The following is a 16,801-nucleotide window of genomic DNA, read 5'->3' on the forward strand; positions in this document are numbered from 1 at the left end:
CTAGGTTCGACCAATCGCCAAGCACACGCCTGGCATATCCTTCCGCTGTCATAAGCTCGACATACCATTATGAGAGAGTAGCGATGTCTATCTTCTCCTTGATAGACGTTCTGGTGTCTATCCGATATAGGCACGTCAACCCGGCGCAGTAGAAGTTAATTCTGCGCCGGGTTCTTTTTTTGTTCGGCACTCATCTGTTATTGCGCGGATCAAAGCTGATTAGCGTTAATACCCGCACCCTTCATTTTCATCGATCAGGCAAATCTGCCTTTCCAGAACTCGGTGGGGCCAGTTCAATCCTTTTACCGCAAATCTGGTTCATCACAAGTACCCAATCCATTACCAGACAATAATATTTATAAGCATGGAGTATGGAAGCCGGTATTTGTACATCATGTGTTCATCGTTTCTACCAGGTGGCGGGGAAGGATGGGCACATGATAATTGAGATCAGCTCCGCAACTATTAGCCAGGCTTTAAAAATGGTTGCTTCAATGAATCTATATAAGTGCTCGCCATCAATTGTTATTCTGTAAGCATAGGAAAGCCTGCGGGCTGTAGGCTTTAAGTATCATCGTTTCAATTAAACTTAACGTTCTCGTAAACGCCGTGCAATGTTGCCGTGTGAAACTTTTGCGAAGCAATCTTCAAAAAAAACGCATTGCATAACGGCACAATAAAGGAGATGACATCCGAATCTAATTGATAATCTTTATTCTATGGGAGATGCATCATCATGAGAATTGATGGGAAGAAAATGTGGAAAACAGAAGGGCACATGAGCGCATCACTCCCAGCCAAACGGTTCAAACAAAAAAAGAAAAATTGTTTGTACGCTAGAGTCGCGATGTTAGCGGCCCTAACGGCAAGTTCTCTGTCTTCGCTACCCGAGGCACTCGCTCTGAACGGTCTGGGTCACCCCGGGATGAGACCTAAGTGGGCCATTGATGACACCAGATGGTTTACCCTCGGCGCTGGTTTCCGCGGTTCGGGCGTGTGGGTGGAAAACCGGGACACGGGGGACTTCCGGGATCACTTCAGCATCGACAATGCCCGTGTCTTTCTCAACGGGCAGATCCATAAATATCTCAAATTCGAAAGCTATACCGAATGCATTTTCTGCAATAACACCCATCCGGGGGATAACCCCAAGATGTCCTATAATATTCTCGCCGCGATAGGAAAAGTCGAAATTAACCGTTATATCAATATTTGGGGCGGACGCATGCAGATACCGACAGAACGGGGAGAATTAAGCGGTCCTTTTCACCAGGCGACTCATGATGCCTTCAAGACGCCTTTTTTTCCGCAAGATTTCAGTACTAAATTTGGCAGCGGAGGCGCGGGCCGCTATGGCCACGATGACGGCGGCACTTTCTGGGGCAGCATTGAGCCAGGTTTCATCAAAGGTACGCTGGGTTATGCCGGAGGCGTGTATAGAGGCCTCCAGTCATCCACCCCGATGCATATGGGACCCAACCAGGGTAATAGTGTGTCGTGGGCCGGACGCCTGACTTACAATTTCCTGAATCCGGAAAAGAATCCAGGCTATTACACCCGCAGTACTTACTTTGGTAAAGCCGGAGACATTCTCGCGCTTGCGGTCGGCGCTTCGTATCAAAAAGACGGCGCCGGCTCATTCGCGAATCGCAGTGATTTCCTTGGTCTTGTCGGCGATGCCCTGTTTGAAAAAGTTCTGCCTAAAAATATGGGGGTATTCACCGTCAATGGGGAATATAAGCAATTTTATGCCAATTATTCCCCCTCGGCCTTTGCCGATCCGGACTGCTTTTGCATATTCGATGGAAAATCATGGACGGTTACCGGGCTTTATCTGATACCCGTCACGGTAGGGATAGGACAATTCCAGCCTTATGGAAGATTCACCAGTATTCAGCCTGATCACAGCAGCAAGCGAGAGGAAATCGAGGCAGGCGTGAACTATATCATTGATGACTTTAAGATGCGTATTGCGGCGTATTACCAGCATGGCGATCTCCGCACCAAAGGCTCGAACTACGCACCAGATGTGGTCGGCGACAAAGTGGATGTTTTCAAATTATCATTCCAGCTGATGATGTAAAATTTGATTAATCTGGATGAACACAAGTGTCCGCGAGATGGGAACGAGATTTAGATTCTCGAATTAAATTGCCGGGTTACACTACTGTATTTGAAATGAATCTCGACAGGCAATTTCCCGGACATGCGGGTATCCTTGCTGGGCAAGGATGCGGCGGAATTAACCGCAGTATTTTAGCAATGGTATTTAAACTCGCGAAATCTTGATGATCATTAAAGCGACCCATCTTCCATTTCACCTCATGATGAATCGGTAATGAATGAAGATGGGCCGGGGATGGCGATGATTAAGAATTAGCGAAGACCGCCTGCCGCGAATATGCCATGCGGTTGCACAAGGCCGTCGTTAGGCCCCCATACCTTGGTGACTGTATCCGTGGTGGTATCAATTTTGATCACGTACCCGGAAACCCAGCTTGCCACCAACAAGTAACGATTATCCGGAGTTGGGCTAATCGTGTGCGCGACGGTATACCCTCTGGGGAGCTCGAAACCCGGTTTGAGTCTTTTTATGAATCGCGGTTTATCTCGATTGGTTAAATCGAAAACCGAAATGAACCCATCATTCGCGAATGTATTGTCAAGCGTATCTTCTTCCGCAACATAGAGCTTGCCATTCACTACAGCAATATCCGATGCTGAACGAAGGACGCCAGCACCATTGACATTATTGGTATGGTCGACAATTTTTTTGGCGGTTCCCGCCAAAGTATCGAGTATCCATACACTGGGTGGGATGATTTTGTTTGTGGTTGACGGAGTGAGCGAGGTTTTATCGAATTGCATGGAGGCGGTAACCGCATATCGTTCGTCCAGCCAATACACGAAGTGGGTTAAAGCCGCATGCCTTTTCTCATTGCCCAGCATGATCTGGCCTACCACCTGCAGCGCTCCGGTTTCCCGGTTGGATTTGTATACATCAATCACACTGTTATCAAAGAAATACCCCGTTCCAAGGCCAACGGTGCCTGACCTGTTGAAATTCACGCCATGTGTCTGTTCCGTGTATCCAGGTATGACGATAGGGTCCACACTCGCGAATTGATTCGTCTTGTGATTGATCACACGCACTCTGTCCGAAGTAAACTCCGTGAAATAAAGGAAATCCGAGTAAGGCAATATCGTGGGACCATGAATCTGAGTTCCCCTGCCTATCATCCAGTTAGGAACAGCCTGGACGTCATTAACCGATTTGACAAACGGGAGTTCCGAAGGCGTGTTTGGGGTATCGACCGGCAACAATGAGTCCACTGTTAGCGAAGCCGAACCCGCATCCCAATTGATGCTGTTGACGTTCAGGGCGATAATGTAGGAAGGATGATCCGGCGTGTTATCGGACGTTATATAAATCTTATTTCCTTCCGGCATCACCACCGTGTGCTGCAGAGGAAGATCTCCCGGCCAGCCGGGGATACTGGTTGGGTCCACTATTATTAGCTTGTCATTCTCATAGTTGAAGAGATAGATCACACGAGTGTGATAATCGATGGAGGTTGCTATCGGCTGCAGATAATTATTATAAACATTTGGATATTGATAAGTGGGCAGTGGTTTCTCAGGATATTGAGAAGCTGACAGTGGTGCAGTTTCATCCATTGCACTGGCAGTACCCGCTGACAGCGTAAGCACGCATATGGCCGCTAATGGCACCAGGCGAGCTAGTTTCTTCGTTGAAATCATTAGAAATCCCTCTTGCATGATATTGATAATAAAAATTCTTAATACGCCGGAATCACCATATTCCAACCGTTTAAGAAAACCGAATTGAAGAACACGCTACTTTTAATCCAAACAATCCCTGATCGACCTGATGTATCACGATCGATCTCAGGCTCAACGCACCTACCTCCACTACAACCCCACCTCAGGGGTGGGGTATTATTCATAATGGTTAGTCGTGGATATCTGGGCCAAAAAGATTTAAGGCCCTTCTTCTTATGTATGCATACGCATGTTGACCTACAGGAGTCTGCCGCGGCTCCGTGAATGGCCCTTCATATCCGGGATATTTCCTGGCCGCCATACGTCAAATCTCCTTTTATCTTCCGTGTTTCCTCCAATTTAACGTGCTCATGTCCTGCATCGGAATCCGCTCTGACTCCGATCGAATGATCCTTCATACTGGGGATTATTTTCTGGCCGCCATACGTCAAATCTCCTTTTATCTTCCGTGTTTCCTCCAATTTAATGTGCTCGTGGCCTGCATCGGAATCCACCCTGACCCTGACTGAATGACCCTTCATGCTTGGGACTATTGCTTGACCACCATACGTCAAGTCCCCTTTTATCTTCCGTGTTTCCTCCAATTTCATGTGCTCATATCCTGCCTGAGCTCCGGTAATAGTCAGGAAGCTGAGCGTGCTGGTGATTAAAAATGCTTTATATGAAATATTCATGAAATCTCCTCTATATGACGTAGAAATTGAACACACACCAAATATCGATTCGCATACTTAATTTCTGCTACTTAAATGTCATAATCTGTGAGCATTAATTGCCGGAGCTATCGTTGAAAATTCCTGGAACCGCAGTTCGCATGAGACTGCAAGCTCTGTTATGACAGGAATTTCGACTTCGCTCTGTCGGTTCTTATTTTGTTTTTTTCTTATTCGTACTGCTTCCAGTACATCGATGCGCCTTACCCAGAACAGGGATTTCTTGGGCGCAAATTGAGTCTTCTCTGAAAAACCTATCCGATGGAGGTTTATATGGCTGAGACTTTATTGAGCTCGGTGTTAAACTCGGGCCCCTTGATTGACCGGAGTATTTGAACACGCAGCAATCATGGCATAATCATATGACGACAATATGAAACTAATCGAATTAAACCAAAGTTAATTTATCTTTGGCAAAGTCGTGCCGACATCGATTTGAAATTGGCACGATTTTCCATTATGCAGGCGTTCATACGTAGCCAAGGAATATTGCAGCGGTGCTATCTTCTCAAATGGGTGTTTTGGGTTGCAATCGCTGCGCTGTACTGTGTGAATTTACATCCGCGGGTGACAAGGTGCATAATCGATAAAACCATACTATGCTTCTAATAATCTCAGAAGTTGGTGGAACGCTACCTCATGTATCCTTCCTCTCACATACCCATTCGTGTCCTGCTGATCGACAGCCGCCAGATTGTTCTATGGGGATTGGAAAAACTCGTAAATAGCGAGTCTCCGCGCATGGAAATCGTCGGCAAGGCGAATAATGGCGCGGATGCCAAGCGGTTGGCGAGGGAGAATCAACCCGATATTGTTTTACTCGATCTGGACCTTGGTAGAGAAAAGGGCGTGGACCTTATTCCCGATTTATTGAAGGAAGGAAATTTTCACATCATCATCTTTACCGAGATTCACGATCAGACCACTATCGACGTGGCTGTGTTCAATGGCGCGCGGGGCGTGGTATATAAAGAGGAACCTACGCAAACCATCCTCAAGGCCATCCAGAAAGTTCACGATGGCGAACTGTGGCTCGACCGGCGGACCACCGGACGTGTCTTTATCAACTTTTTACGGGCAGGCCAAAAGGTGCCTGTCGATCCGGTCGCGGGGAAGATCATTGCACTTACGCGTAAGGAACGCATGATCGTCAATGCTTTCGCGAATGAGGCGGGCGCATCGAACAAAAAAATTGCTCGTACGCTGGACATCAGCGAACAGACCCTGCGGAACCATCTGACGTCCATTTTTAGCAAATTGGAGATCACTAATCGCTTTGATCTTTTCATGTTTGCCAAACTCCACCATCATCAGTTCAGGATGACTGGCACCCGAACTGAGTTTCCCGCAAACCATTTATAGTTGCAGGCAGCAGTCCTCTCCTTTTCAGTTGACTTGAATAAAGAACAATTGTTCTCTATAATCAGAACAACCGTTCTTGATATTTATGACTATGCAACAGCTCGAAATTTCCTCTTATCTCGGCAAGCTGCAGGATTACTATGCCAGGGAAAACGTTATTCCTTCAATAACCGAATTGTCTGTGCTTTGGAACGGAAAGGCGCGTTCCTGGACCCATCAGATCGTTCAGCGTTTGAAGGAAGAAGGCTTTCTTGAGAATGCGCCGGGTGGCCGGTCACGTCCCGGCCCCCGCTTTTTCGAGCGAACAGTCGGACATGCGGTTCGAGCGGGAATGCCTCAACAGGCCGCCGACATCCAGCCTGAATTGCTGCGCATCGATGATTATCTTATCGAGAAACCCTCCCAAACCATCCTGTTTCCCGTCAAAGGCGATTCGATGATTGATCTGGGGATATTCGAGGGCGATATGGTAATTATCGAACGTGGCAATTCCCCTTCATCCGGTCAAGTGGTATTGGCCATCGTGGATAACGAATTCACGCTCAAAGTCCTGGCCAAGGATAAAAGAGGTTACTACCTCGAAGCGCGTAACCATGGCCGGGCGCAGGACTACCCGCCCATCCGGCCTGAGCAGGGATTGGAAATTTATGGGTTGTATGTGGGCCTCATTCGAAAAACCCGTACTTCCGGATACCCCCTCGGTTCCAATCGGTGATTGATGAAAACTCTTTCACCATGTCAACGCTTGCCTCTCCATCCTTACCCTTGGCACCGCTATCGCTTTTACAAATCGAAACGCAATTCCGGGACAGGATATGGCGAGGTGACATATCAGGATCTGCGCCCGATCTGGTCATTTCCAGTGGCTTCAATGAACTGGATAAAGCGTTGCCGGGGGGAGGATGGTCCCCTTGCAGTCTGACGGAATTGCTGTTGCCGGCGGAAGGGCTGGGAGAAATTAGATTATTGAGTCCATCGCTTGAGCGGATCACGCGAAAGGGCAGGAATATTCTATTGGTGAGCCCGCCCCATATTCCCTATATGCCTGCGTGGGAAAATCTGAATATCGATAGCCGGCGCATTGTGATGATCAGGGTTGACAGTCCCATCGAGCGGTTATGGGTACTCGAACAAGGCATCAAAAGTGCCGCCTTTGGGGCCATCATTGGCTGGCTGCCCGGCATAAGCCAGCCAATGACGCGCAAGCTTCAAATCATTGTGCGGACTGCCGCCAGCCTGGTTTTTTTATTCAGGCCGGCGAGCGCACAATTTGAACCCTCCGCAGCCCCGCTAAGAATATTGCTCGGTTCAGTACGACAGCCTATGCTTTCCGTGCGCTTGCTGAAGCGCAGAGGTTCCCCGATTGACTTGCCCATTTACATCCCCCTGTCCGCCAGGCCTTTCCCCAGCTTCATGACTTCCTCGGCTACCTTAGCCCATGCGTGAATGCAATGTTATGGATCGCTCTCCATTGCCCAACACTATCGCTTGACTGGATCGAGCGCCGGTTTCCTGTAGCGCTGATTCCCGCAATGGCGGCAACGATTCGCAAGGGAAATCAGGTTTACATCCGGCAAGCCAATAAGCCGGCACAACAGCAAGGTGTCGCGGCGCACCAGCCTCTGGCCACTGCCTTGTCTCTTTTTCCCGATCTGGTGGTGGTGGAACATGACCCGCATGAAGAAATGAAGGCATTGCGGGAAGCTGCGTATGCCGCGTTTCGTTTCACGCCCCATGTCGTCATGCAAGGCAGCGGGTTGATTACCGAAGTTTCCGCAAGCCTGAAATTGTTTGGCGGCTTGAAAAAATTATGCCGGCTACTCAACCAGGCAGTGGCCACGCAAGGCTTGCAACTCTGCGTGGGGATTGCTCCCACCGCCAAGGGGGCATGGCTGCTTGCGCAATCCGCTCCGCTGAAAACCGTCATCAATGGCGCGGGCTCCAGGTTCCGATCGTTGCTTGATTCCCTGCCTATTCACTTACTGGCATCGGCCCAGCCTTATCTTGAAGTCATTCGCGGCATCGGCTGCAAGACATTGGCCGATTTACGGCAACTGCCTCGCGGCGGCCTGGCACGCCGGTTTGGCCCGGATCTCTTGATAGAACTGGATAGGGCCTGCGGCGACTTACCGGATCCGCAACAGTGGCTTGAGGTACCGGAATATTTTCAACAAAAAACGGAATTAATGAGCCAGGTTGAAAGTGTCGAGCTAATATGGGTTCCCGTGCAGCGGATGATCGGGCAAATGTGCGGCTGGCTGTCTTTGCGTCATGCCGCAGTCCTGGAATTCTCATTCATTTTGCATCACGAATATTCGCTGCGGCAGCCGCATAAATCCACGCCACTCCACATAAAACTTTCCGAACAAAGCGACGACGCGGAGCACCTGATGCTCTTGTTGCGTGAACGGCTAGGACGCATGGAAATAGTGGCTCCGGTCTGCGGACTGGAATTGATAGCGAATCAAATAACGGCAGGGACGAATCCTCATCTGGAGCTATTCCCCACCTCGCAATCGGAGGCAACTTCACTGAACCGGTTTATCGAAAAAGTTTCTTCCCGCCTCGGGCCGCAAGCTATTACCGGTTTGAACGTTATCCCTGATCATCGGCCGGAATGCAGCCAGAGGTTTCGGCCTTTGGAAATGAGTAGGGAAAGTGACGCTTCATGCCGGAAAGCAGCTCCGTTGGCATCGATGTGTTCTTCGGTTCGTCCGGCATGGTTAATGGAGGCTCCGCTGGAACTGAAGGTGCAACGCCATCAGCCGGTCTATGGCTCGCCATTGAAATTGATTGCGGGACCGGAGCGGATCGAGGCGGGCTGGTGGGATGATGCGCCGGTCGCACGCGATTATTTTATTGCGGAAAATACGCTCGGCCAATTGCTATGGATCTACCGCGAACATAACTCGGCAGCAGGAAACAATGGCAATGGCTGGTATTTGCAGGGACTTTTTGGATAAATCATGCCTTTGCCTACATTCCGGGGCCACGCTATCCGGTATTTATCCGACATAGATTCCCCAGTTCCCGCCTACGCTGAACTGCATTGCTGTTCCAGCTTCAGCTTCCTGAAAGGAGCGTCTTTTCCGGAAGAACTGGTGAAGCAGGCGGTGAACCTGAAATACAGCGCATTGGCTATCACGGATGAATGCTCCATGGCCGGTGTCGTAAGAGCGCATGCGGAGGCGAAGAAAGCCGGTCTGCATCTTTTGATCGGCAGCCAGTTCATCCTGGAAGATGGATTACAGCTGGTGTGCCTCGCCATGAACCGGAATGGCTACGGCAACCTGTGCGAATTGATAACACTGGCAAGGCAACGCGCCGAGAAGGGGACTTACCGCATAAGCCGCGAGGATTTTGAAAGCTGCCCCGACGTGCCGCACCTGGCTCTCCTGCAGGATTGCCTGGTCTTATTAGTCCCTGGCCGGGCTCAGAAGAACAGTTCCCTCATGCATGACATGCGCTGGGTGCTGTCGCTATTTCCAGAACGCTGTTGGACTGTTGTCGAGTTATTGCTGCACGCAGACGAAGACCTGTTGTTCGAGAGAGTCCGGCAAGCTGCAAAAATTACGGGAATGCCGCTTGTGGCCGCCGGCGACGTCACCATGCATGACCCTTCCTGCAAGCCCCTGCAAGATACGATGACCGCCATCCATCTCGGCAAGCCGCTGTGCGAATGCGGTCATGCATTGCAGCCCAATGCCGAGCAGCACTTGCGCACCCGTTCGCAATTAAACCAACTCTACCTGCCGGAACTCCTGCAAGAGACCATTGCAGTGGCAAAACGCTGCACTTTTTCGCTGAATGAGCTGCGCTATGAATATCCCGAGGAACTGACCGGGATGGATGCCAGGGCGGATGAAACGTATGCGGATTATCTGCGGCGCATGGTCGAGGAGGGCATGGCAAGACGTTTTCCCAATGGCGCTTCGGTCAAGGTCAAGGATCAGATCGAACAGGAGTTGCAGCTGATCGCCGAGCTCAAGTATGAGCCCTATTTCCTGACCGTGTTCGATATCGTAAGGTTCGCCAAGTCGAAAGGCATTCTTTGCCAGGGACGCGGTTCGGCAGCCAATTCCGCGGTCTGCTATTGCCTGGGCATTACCGAGATCGACCCGGAACGCAGCAATTTGTTGTTCGAACGTTTTATCTCCAGGGAACGCAACGAGCCGCCCGATATCGACGTCGATTTCGAGCACCAGCGCCGGGAAGAAGTTATCCAGTATATCTACCGGAAATATGGCCGGGATCGCGCCGCCATCGCGGCCACGGTCATCACCTATCGCACCCGTTCGGCAGTCCAGGATATCGGCAAGGCACTGGGGCTGGATCCCGAACGTATCAAACGGCTATCCAATTCTCTGGCCTGGTGGGATAAGACTTCGGATATGCGCAATCGCCTGGTTGAGAATGGCTTCGATCCCGACAGCCCGGTTATCCAGAAGCTGATGCAACTGATTCCCGTCTTATATGGATTTCCGCGCCATTTGTCCCAGCATGTAGGCGGCTTCGTCATCTCGCGCGACAAACTGTGCCGCATCGTACCCATTGAAAACGCCGCCATGCCGGATCGCCGCATCATTCAGTGGGACAAAGACGACCTTGCAGCGGTAGGGCTGATGAAAATTGATGTGCTTGCGCTGGGCATGCTATCGGCGATCCACCGCACACTCGATCTGGTTTCCGCCCGGCGCGGCATTTCATTCCAGATGCAGGACGTTCCGAAGGAGGATAAAAAGACCTACGACATGATCTGCAAAGCCGACACCATCGGCGTCTTCCAGATCGAATCGCGCGCGCAGATGTCGATGCTACCGCGACTGAGGCCACGAAAATTTTACGATCTGGTGATAGAAGTTGCCATCGTACGGCCTGGACCCATCCAAGGCGGCATGGTGCACCCTTTTCTGCGCCGCCGCCAAAAGCTGGAACCCGTGAGTTATCCAAGCAAAGAAATCAAAATTGCCTTGAAGCGAACACTCGGCGTGCCCATCTTCCAGGAACAGGTCATGCAAATAGCCATACTGGCCGCCGGCTTCAGCCCAGGCGAGGCGGATCAGTTGCGCCGCTCCATGGCTGCCTGGAAAAGAAAAGGAGGACTCGGTTCTTTCCATGCGCGGTTAATCAATGGCATGGTCAGCCGGGGTTATGATCCTGAATTTGCCGAGCGGATCTTCCGGCAAATCGAGGGTTTCGGCGAATACGGATTTCCGGAATCCCACGCCGCCAGCTTTGCGCTGCTGGTTTACGTATCGTCCTGGCTTAAATGCCACGAGCCCGCCGCATTCCTGTGTGCAATGCTCAACAGCTTGCCGATGGGGTTTTATGGCGCTTCGCAACTGATCCAGGATGCGCAACGGCATGGCGTTCAAGTCAGGCCGGTGGATGTGACAATCAGCGAGTGGGATTGCACGCTTGAAGCACAGATGGGCAAGGCTCTTCAACCCGTCCCACCCGATGTGCGGCTGGGCTTGAACAGGGTGAAAGGAATCGGCTTGAAAGCCGCCACGCGTATCGTCGAGGCAAGAGAAACAGCTTCTTTTGAAAGCACGGCCGATTTGGCGAACCGCGCCTCTCTGAATGCCACTGAAATGCGCGCTCTCGCCAGCGCTGATGCGTTACGCGCCTTGTCAGGCCACCGGCGCGAAGCCCTATGGGTGGCCGCCTCCCATATCCAGCAATCGGACCTGATGCGGGATGCCCCGGTGAAGGAGACATTGCCCGCCATTGCGGCTGCGCCTGAAGGAGAGGAAATTGCTGCTGATTACGCCAGCACGGCACTCACCCTGCGCAGGCATCCGCTGGCATTATTGCGGCCGAAACTGGCCAGGATGAATTTGCGTTCAGCAATGGAGCTGGATAATTACCCCACCGGGCGACTGGTGCGGACGACCGGTATTGTGACATGCCGGCAACGCCCCGGAACTGCCAGCGGCGTCGTATTCGTAACGCTGGAAGACGAGACCGGAATAATAAATGTTGTGGTTTGGAACCTGCTCGTACTAAAACAACGCTGCGAGCTATTGAACTCAAAGCTTTTGACAGTGTATGGCGTATGGCAAAGCGCAGGTGAAGTCAAGCACGTAATTGCCAAGCGATTGGTGGATCATAGTCATTTGCTGGGGGCTCTCAGGGTGGAAAGCCGGGATTTTCATTAACCAAAGGCAGTAGTAGGGCGTCAATAAGCAAAGCGCATTGCGCCGCATGAGGCCATTGAATGTGGCAAGTTTGATCTCAAACATCAATCGCCGTTTCCCCCTTACGCATTGAGCAGGCACTCTCAATCACTACCTTGATGTAGCGCACAAACGCGGCCACTTGCTCCGTACGATCGGCCAGGTCGTCCACTGCATTGCCCAAGTAAACTGCCTGTGCTCTCGCCAAGACCGGTCGATACTCATCCGGCAAGCGCTCAAGAGTCCAGGTGGCTGCGATATCCTTGGACACGATCCCGCCCGTGGACACGCTGAACCAGATGCGCGCAAGAGCAAGAACCACATTCCGCTCGTCACCTTGCCAGTCCGATTTTTTGTTCCACTGCGCAGTGGTGTCAGAAAGCGCTTTTAAGAAATCGTCTTTGGGGACCGGATCGAACAGCTCAGCCGCAGGAGCGCCTACCAGGCAGACACTGTGCTGTCTCGCCTTCGTTAGCAAGATCGCAAGGTCGTGGTCCAACATAGCGGGCTGGATACTGCCGACCCGCAATTCTTCGCGGAGCCACTCGCCGAACTGAAGCTCACGCAGCGGCGGGTATCTCCAAGGCACCACCTCCTCTCGGATGACGATCGTCACTTCGAGCGGGCGATATGATGCACTGGTTCCGGGCCATGCAGAAACCGACAGTAGGTCCGTCATTAGTGAGTGTCGAACCGATCCGGCCAGCCGGTCGCTCACCGTTACGAGCAAGTCAATATCGCTATGCGGCTTGAGTCCTCCATCGACGGCTGATCCAAACAAGTGAATTGCTTGCAATGTTCCAGCCAAGTTGCGTTCAAGTACGGCGCGCGTATTTGACAGTTGCTGGGTGATTTCCACGGGCGGTAACGTGTTCATTTGGCTTATCTTAACAAGGCTACTTGGCTATGAGGCGCGAAGTGGTGGGAGACAACGCAATCGACGCCGAAGATGCTACCAGGCAAGGAGTCCTTTGCGGATGTCGGCTTTTGGCACATATCCATCGAACGGGGCTTGTTCAATTTCGATCATGCCAAGATGAGAAGATGTAGCAATATTGTTACTTTCTCGGTGCATGATCGCGTTCTTGATCGCTCCATTGGCCGGATTCTCTCGAAATAGCGGGTAATCTCGACGCGCAACTCTTGCCCGTCCAGGCGTTGCGGTATTTCCGTCAACAGGGATTTGGTCAGCCGCGCCAGAAGTTAACGCAGCAGACGCCCCTGCCCGGCAGGCAGCCGCAGAGTCAGGGTTTTACGGCGCATCAAAATTGTGCAGATAGCATAAGTCGGACGGCGCCGTCCTATTTGCGGCAGCTGTGGCCATTGGAGGAAATCAGCCACAAGCGATCGAAAGTACATTCAACCAAGCAGTATTTATGATGGGGGGTTGAGCTAACATAAATAATAGTTACCTCATTTCAACCAACCATCGATCATCCATTAGCCGGTAGGTAAAATGCCACTCACACTCCCAAATCCTTCCAAATTTCATCCACCCTCGCTTTTACTACTGCATCCATCACAATCGGCGTTCCCCATTCCCGATTGGTTTCCCCCGGCCACTTGTTGGTGGCATCCAGTCCCATTTTCCCGCCCAGGCCGGATACCGGGCTGGCGAAATCGAGATAATCGATCGGCGTATTTTCCACGATCAAGGTGTCGCGCGCGGGATCGACGCGCGTGGTAATGGCCCAGATGACTTCCTTCCAATCGCGGATGTTGACGTCATCATCGGTGACGATAATGAATTTGGTATACATGAACTGCCGCAAAAAACTCCACACGCCGAACATGACGCGCTTGGCATGGCCCGCGTACTGCTTTTTCATGCTGACCACCGCCATGCGATAAGAGCAGCCTTCCGGCGGCAGATAGAAATCGACGATTTCCGTGAACTGTTTCTGTAATAGCGGCACGAATACTTCATTCAGCGCCACCCCCAATATCGCGGGCTCGTCCGGCGGCTTGCCCGTGTAGGTGGAGTGATAGATCGGGTCGCGCCGCAGGGTGATGCGCTCGACCGTGAATACCGGGAAGGTCTCCTGCTCGTTATAGTAGCCGGTGTGATCGCCGAAGGGGCCTTCCAGCGCGGTTTCGCCGGGATGGATATAACCTTCCAGCACGATTTCCGCGCTGGCCGGGACCTGCAAATCATGACTCAGGCATTTGACGATTTCGGTCTTCGCGCCGCGCAGCAACCCGGCAAACTGGTATTCGCTCAGGCTGTCCGGCACCGGCGTCACTGCCCCGAGTATCGTAGCCGGATCGGCTCCCAGCGCAACCGCCAGCGGATAGGGCTGCCCCGGATTAGTCAGACAAAAATCGCGGAAATCCAGTGCGCCGCCGCGATGAGCCAGCCAGCGCATGATCAACTTATTAGGCCCGATCACCTGCTGACGGTAGATGCCCAGGTTCTGCCGCGTCTTGTGCGGACCTCGGGTGACGGTCAACCCCCATGTGATCAGCGGACCCGCATCGCCCGGCCAGCAAGTCTGGATGGGCAGTCTGCCGAGGTCCACGTCTTTTCCTTCCCATACGATGTCCTGGCAGGGCGCCCGCGAAAGCTCCTTGGGCGCCATGTTGAGCACCTGCTTCAGCACGGGAAATTTCTCCCACGCATCCTTCAGGCCTTTGGGGGGATCGGGTTCTTTCAGATAGGCAAGGAGTTTTCCCACTTCGCGCAGGGCTTCCACCGACTCCTGCCCCATGCCCATCGCTACGCGCCTGGGTGTGCCGAACAAATTCCCCAGTACCGGAACGGTATGGCCCTTCGGTTTCTCAAACAGTATCGCCGGGCCGCCCGCTTTCAATACCCGGTCGCAGATTTCGGTCATTTCCAGATGGGGATCGATCTCCGCCGTGATGCGTTTCAGTTCGCCCTGGCTTTCCAATTGGGCGATAAAATCGCGCAGATCCTTGTATTTCATGGCAGGTTGCCTATCAGATAGTCAAGCGCGATGCCGGCAAATATCGTTGCGCCGACCCAGTTGTTGTGCAGAAAAGCCTTGAAGCAGCGTCCCCGATCACGATCGTGAATCAGGCGGTATTGATAAATCATCAGTCCCAGTGCAACCGCCAGACCCGCATAATAGATGACGCCCAGTTTCTGGATCATCCCCACGATTGTCATGATGCCCAGGAAAATGGCATGGCATAGCATCACGCCCAGGACATCGAAACGGCCGAAAGTAATGGCGGAAGTCTTGATGCCGATCTTGAGGTCGTCCACTTTATCCACCATCGCATATTCGGTATCGTAGGCAATCACCCAGAGCAGATTGGCCGCCATCAATACCCAGGCGATGAATGGCACTTCGTCGGTCTGCGCGGCAAATGCCATCGGAATGCCGAAGCTGAAAGCAATCCCGAGATAGGCTTGCGGCATCGCGAAAAAGCGCTTGGTAAAAGGATAGCTTGCGGCCAGAAATAGCGCAAACACCGACAGCTCGATGGTAAGGCGGTTCAACGGCAGTATCAGCAGAAAGGCGCACAGGCTTAATCCCGCCGCCAGCAGCAATGCCTCCTTCGTACTCACCACGCGCGTGGCCAGCGGACGATTCCTGGTGCGTTCGACATGCGCATCAAAATTGCGATCGGCATAATCGTTGACGACACAACCGGCGGAGCGCATCAGCACCGTGCCCAATATGAATATCGCCAGAACCGTCATGCTGGGCAGGCCGTCCGCGGCAAGCCACAAACCCCACAATGTCGGCCACAGCAGCAGCAGAATGCCGATGGGCTTGTCCAGCCGCATCAGCCTTTCATAATGGCCGAGGCGTTGTGTGAGTGTCACGATGACAGATCCAGAATGGAAGGAAGAAATACTTCGGTGACCAGTATGGACTGTCCCCGCAAGCTGAACAGGGAACGGCGTGCCCATAAGCTAGGGGGTTTTGCCTGCAAATTTTGACAGGCACGGCGAAAAAGTGGATGCGCTGAATTCAATTTCCTGAATCGAAGCGGGGTGCGCTTAATCACGGGATTCGTGAACAATACGGTACCCAGCGACCGGTTGCCCAGGCCGCTCAATCCGCGCCAGGCACCGCGAAGATCTTCTCTCGCCACCACCGAATGCGCAAATACCACGGGCGTGTTGCCGCAATACAAATAGACCTCGCGCACCAGCGCCAGCTCGTTTCGACGCAAATTCATCACGGCAAGTTCATCCCTGCACACCGTGGCCAGCGACTGGAATACTGGTTTTACGCGAAACTCTCCCCGGCAGCGCTGTTGAATAAGCTGGGTCAGGGAACCACGATTCTGCAGCCAGCCGCGCGCGCGGGACGATAAAGAGGAGGGCGCGGGATACCATGCGGATAACTGGGCAGCGTTCATCAGGCGCAAAACTGAAAAGGGTGAATTATGCCGCATAATCCAGCGGGGCTGAATCCTTTATCCTCGAAGATGACCCCCATGAGGCTTGGTTGTGCTGTTTGCAACGTCTTGCCTGCACCCCCGAGGCCGCGTGCTTCACCTCGTCCAAATGCCCGATCCAGGTTGAAATCTCTCTGGAACTGACCTAAGTTTAAAGTAGCTTTTTAATCCATGTTTAATTTATGGCAAGGAGAAATACCGTTCCTTACAGCGAGAGAGTACTCGAAGGCGACCCATACGACAAACGCATGGGGCCGGTGCAGGATGCCAAGGGAGCGGTCATGGTCGAAGACCGGGTAGCATCGTCTCGATCGGTTAACAGCGAAGCGTTCCTTTTTCCCACGTCCTTTGCTCAGCAACGGCTCT

At 52.3% G+C, this 16,801-nt stretch carries 14 protein-coding genes; 7 read left to right on the forward strand and 7 right to left on the reverse strand.

The genetic code is table 11. From position 1 onward, the window contains the following. Window positions 1-925: 925 nt before the first annotated feature. Window positions 926-2,083: a hypothetical protein gene (locus SQ11_RS02205; RefSeq protein WP_232297860.1), complete on the forward strand. Its 1,158-nt coding sequence runs from the start codon at window positions 926-928 to the stop codon at window positions 2,081-2,083. 293 nt (window positions 2,084-2,376) lie between these two features. Here the strand turns inward: SQ11_RS02205 and SQ11_RS02210 are convergent, their stop codons facing one another. Next, window positions 2,377-3,762, reverse strand: coding sequence for a hypothetical protein (locus tag SQ11_RS02210; RefSeq protein WP_041512435.1), 1,386 nt, complete (start codon window positions 3,760-3,762; stop codon window positions 2,377-2,379). 314 nt (window positions 3,763-4,076) lie between these two features. After that, the gene (locus SQ11_RS02215) at window positions 4,077-4,478 is read right to left on the reverse strand and encodes a hypothetical protein (protein ID WP_041512436.1); all 402 of its coding nucleotides are present in this window, start codon (window positions 4,476-4,478) and stop codon (window positions 4,077-4,079) included. A 678-nt stretch (window positions 4,479-5,156) separates the two neighbouring features. Here SQ11_RS02215 and SQ11_RS02220 point away from each other — a divergent pair. The 5 genes from SQ11_RS02220 to SQ11_RS02240 all read left to right on the forward strand — a co-directional run bounded on the left by SQ11_RS02220 (window position 5,157) and on the right by SQ11_RS02240 (window position 12,040). Continuing rightward, entirely contained in the window at window positions 5,157-5,879 is a 723-nt protein-coding gene (locus SQ11_RS02220; RefSeq protein WP_052493930.1) for a response regulator transcription factor, read from the forward strand. 91 nt (window positions 5,880-5,970) lie between these two features. Then, window positions 5,971-6,594, forward strand: coding sequence for a LexA family transcriptional regulator (locus SQ11_RS02225; RefSeq protein ID WP_041512437.1), 624 nt, complete (start codon window positions 5,971-5,973; stop codon window positions 6,592-6,594). A gap of 20 nt (window positions 6,595-6,614) precedes the next feature. Next, window positions 6,615-7,325, forward strand: coding sequence for a translesion DNA synthesis-associated protein ImuA (gene imuA, locus SQ11_RS02230; protein ID WP_041512532.1), 711 nt, complete (start codon window positions 6,615-6,617; stop codon window positions 7,323-7,325). A gap of 5 nt (window positions 7,326-7,330) precedes the next feature. Further along, window positions 7,331-8,842: a DNA polymerase Y family protein gene (locus SQ11_RS02235; RefSeq protein WP_041512438.1), complete on the forward strand. Its 1,512-nt coding sequence runs from the start codon at window positions 7,331-7,333 to the stop codon at window positions 8,840-8,842. Window positions 8,843-8,845: 3 nt separating this feature from the next. Then, entirely contained in the window at window positions 8,846-12,040 is a 3,195-nt protein-coding gene (locus SQ11_RS02240; RefSeq protein WP_052493931.1) for an error-prone DNA polymerase, read from the forward strand. 76 nt (window positions 12,041-12,116) lie between these two features. On the opposite strand, the gene SQ11_RS02245 is transcribed toward SQ11_RS02240, so the two are convergent. The 5 genes from SQ11_RS02245 to SQ11_RS02260 all read right to left on the reverse strand — a co-directional run bounded on the left by SQ11_RS02245 (window position 12,117) and on the right by SQ11_RS02260 (window position 16,396). Next, complete coding sequence (locus SQ11_RS02245) at window positions 12,117-12,935, reverse strand: AadA family aminoglycoside 3''-O-nucleotidyltransferase (RefSeq protein WP_052493932.1); 819 nt, start codon at window positions 12,933-12,935, stop codon at window positions 12,117-12,119. A 75-nt stretch (window positions 12,936-13,010) separates the two neighbouring features. Continuing rightward, on the reverse strand, window positions 13,011-13,133 hold the full coding sequence (locus tag SQ11_RS18075; RefSeq protein ID WP_269746022.1) for a hypothetical protein: 123 nt from the start codon (window positions 13,131-13,133) through the stop codon (window positions 13,011-13,013). Window positions 13,134-13,521: 388 nt separating this feature from the next. Then, a complete protein-coding gene (gene ubiD, locus SQ11_RS02250; protein ID WP_041512439.1) occupies window positions 13,522-14,985 on the reverse strand; it encodes a 4-hydroxy-3-polyprenylbenzoate decarboxylase in 1,464 nt (487 codons plus the stop codon). After that, window positions 14,982-15,854, reverse strand: coding sequence for a 4-hydroxybenzoate octaprenyltransferase (ubiA, locus tag SQ11_RS02255; protein ID WP_041512440.1), 873 nt, complete (start codon window positions 15,852-15,854; stop codon window positions 14,982-14,984). The genes ubiD and ubiA overlap by 4 nt, the downstream gene beginning before the upstream one ends. Continuing rightward, on the reverse strand, window positions 15,851-16,396 hold the full coding sequence (locus SQ11_RS02260) for a chorismate lyase (protein ID WP_041512535.1): 546 nt from the start codon (window positions 16,394-16,396) through the stop codon (window positions 15,851-15,853). The genes ubiA and SQ11_RS02260 overlap by 4 nt, the downstream gene beginning before the upstream one ends. A gap of 221 nt (window positions 16,397-16,617) precedes the next feature. On the opposite strand from SQ11_RS02260, the gene SQ11_RS17785 reads away from it, so the two are divergent. Then, the coding region (locus SQ11_RS17785) for a hypothetical protein (protein ID WP_232297861.1) at window positions 16,618-16,801 on the forward strand (184 nt) is incomplete at its 3' end.

It is taken from the genome of Nitrosospira sp. NpAV, assembly GCF_000832065.1.
Lineage (GTDB): Bacteria > Pseudomonadota > Gammaproteobacteria > Burkholderiales > Nitrosomonadaceae > Nitrosospira.

Bases quoted from the DNA above. Each gene is read 5' to 3' on its own strand.
- SQ11_RS02205 (WP_232297860.1), top strand. From the start codon at position 926: ATGAGACCTAAGTGGGCCATTGATGACACCAGATGGTTTACCCTCGGC.
- SQ11_RS02210 (WP_041512435.1), bottom strand. From the start codon at position 3,762: ATGATTTCAACGAAGAAACTAGCTCGCCTGGTGCCATTAGCGGCCATA.
- SQ11_RS02215 (WP_041512436.1), bottom strand. From the start codon at position 4,478: ATGAATATTTCATATAAAGCATTTTTAATCACCAGCACGCTCAGCTTC.
- SQ11_RS02220 (WP_052493930.1), top strand. From the start codon at position 5,157: ATGTATCCTTCCTCTCACATACCCATTCGTGTCCTGCTGATCGACAGC.
- SQ11_RS02225 (WP_041512437.1), top strand. From the start codon at position 5,971: ATGCAACAGCTCGAAATTTCCTCTTATCTCGGCAAGCTGCAGGATTAC.
- imuA (WP_041512532.1), top strand. From the start codon at position 6,615: ATGTCAACGCTTGCCTCTCCATCCTTACCCTTGGCACCGCTATCGCTT.
- SQ11_RS02235 (WP_041512438.1), top strand. From the start codon at position 7,331: ATGTTATGGATCGCTCTCCATTGCCCAACACTATCGCTTGACTGGATC.
- SQ11_RS02240 (WP_052493931.1), top strand. From the start codon at position 8,846: ATGCCTTTGCCTACATTCCGGGGCCACGCTATCCGGTATTTATCCGAC.
- SQ11_RS02245 (WP_052493932.1), bottom strand. From the start codon at position 12,935: ATGAACACGTTACCGCCCGTGGAAATCACCCAGCAACTGTCAAATACG.
- SQ11_RS18075 (WP_269746022.1), bottom strand. From the start codon at position 13,133: ATGCACCGAGAAAGTAACAATATTGCTACATCTTCTCATCTTGGCATG.
- ubiD (WP_041512439.1), bottom strand. From the start codon at position 14,985: ATGAAATACAAGGATCTGCGCGATTTTATCGCCCAATTGGAAAGCCAG.
- SQ11_RS02260 (WP_041512535.1), bottom strand. From the start codon at position 16,396: ATGAACGCTGCCCAGTTATCCGCATGGTATCCCGCGCCCTCCTCTTTA.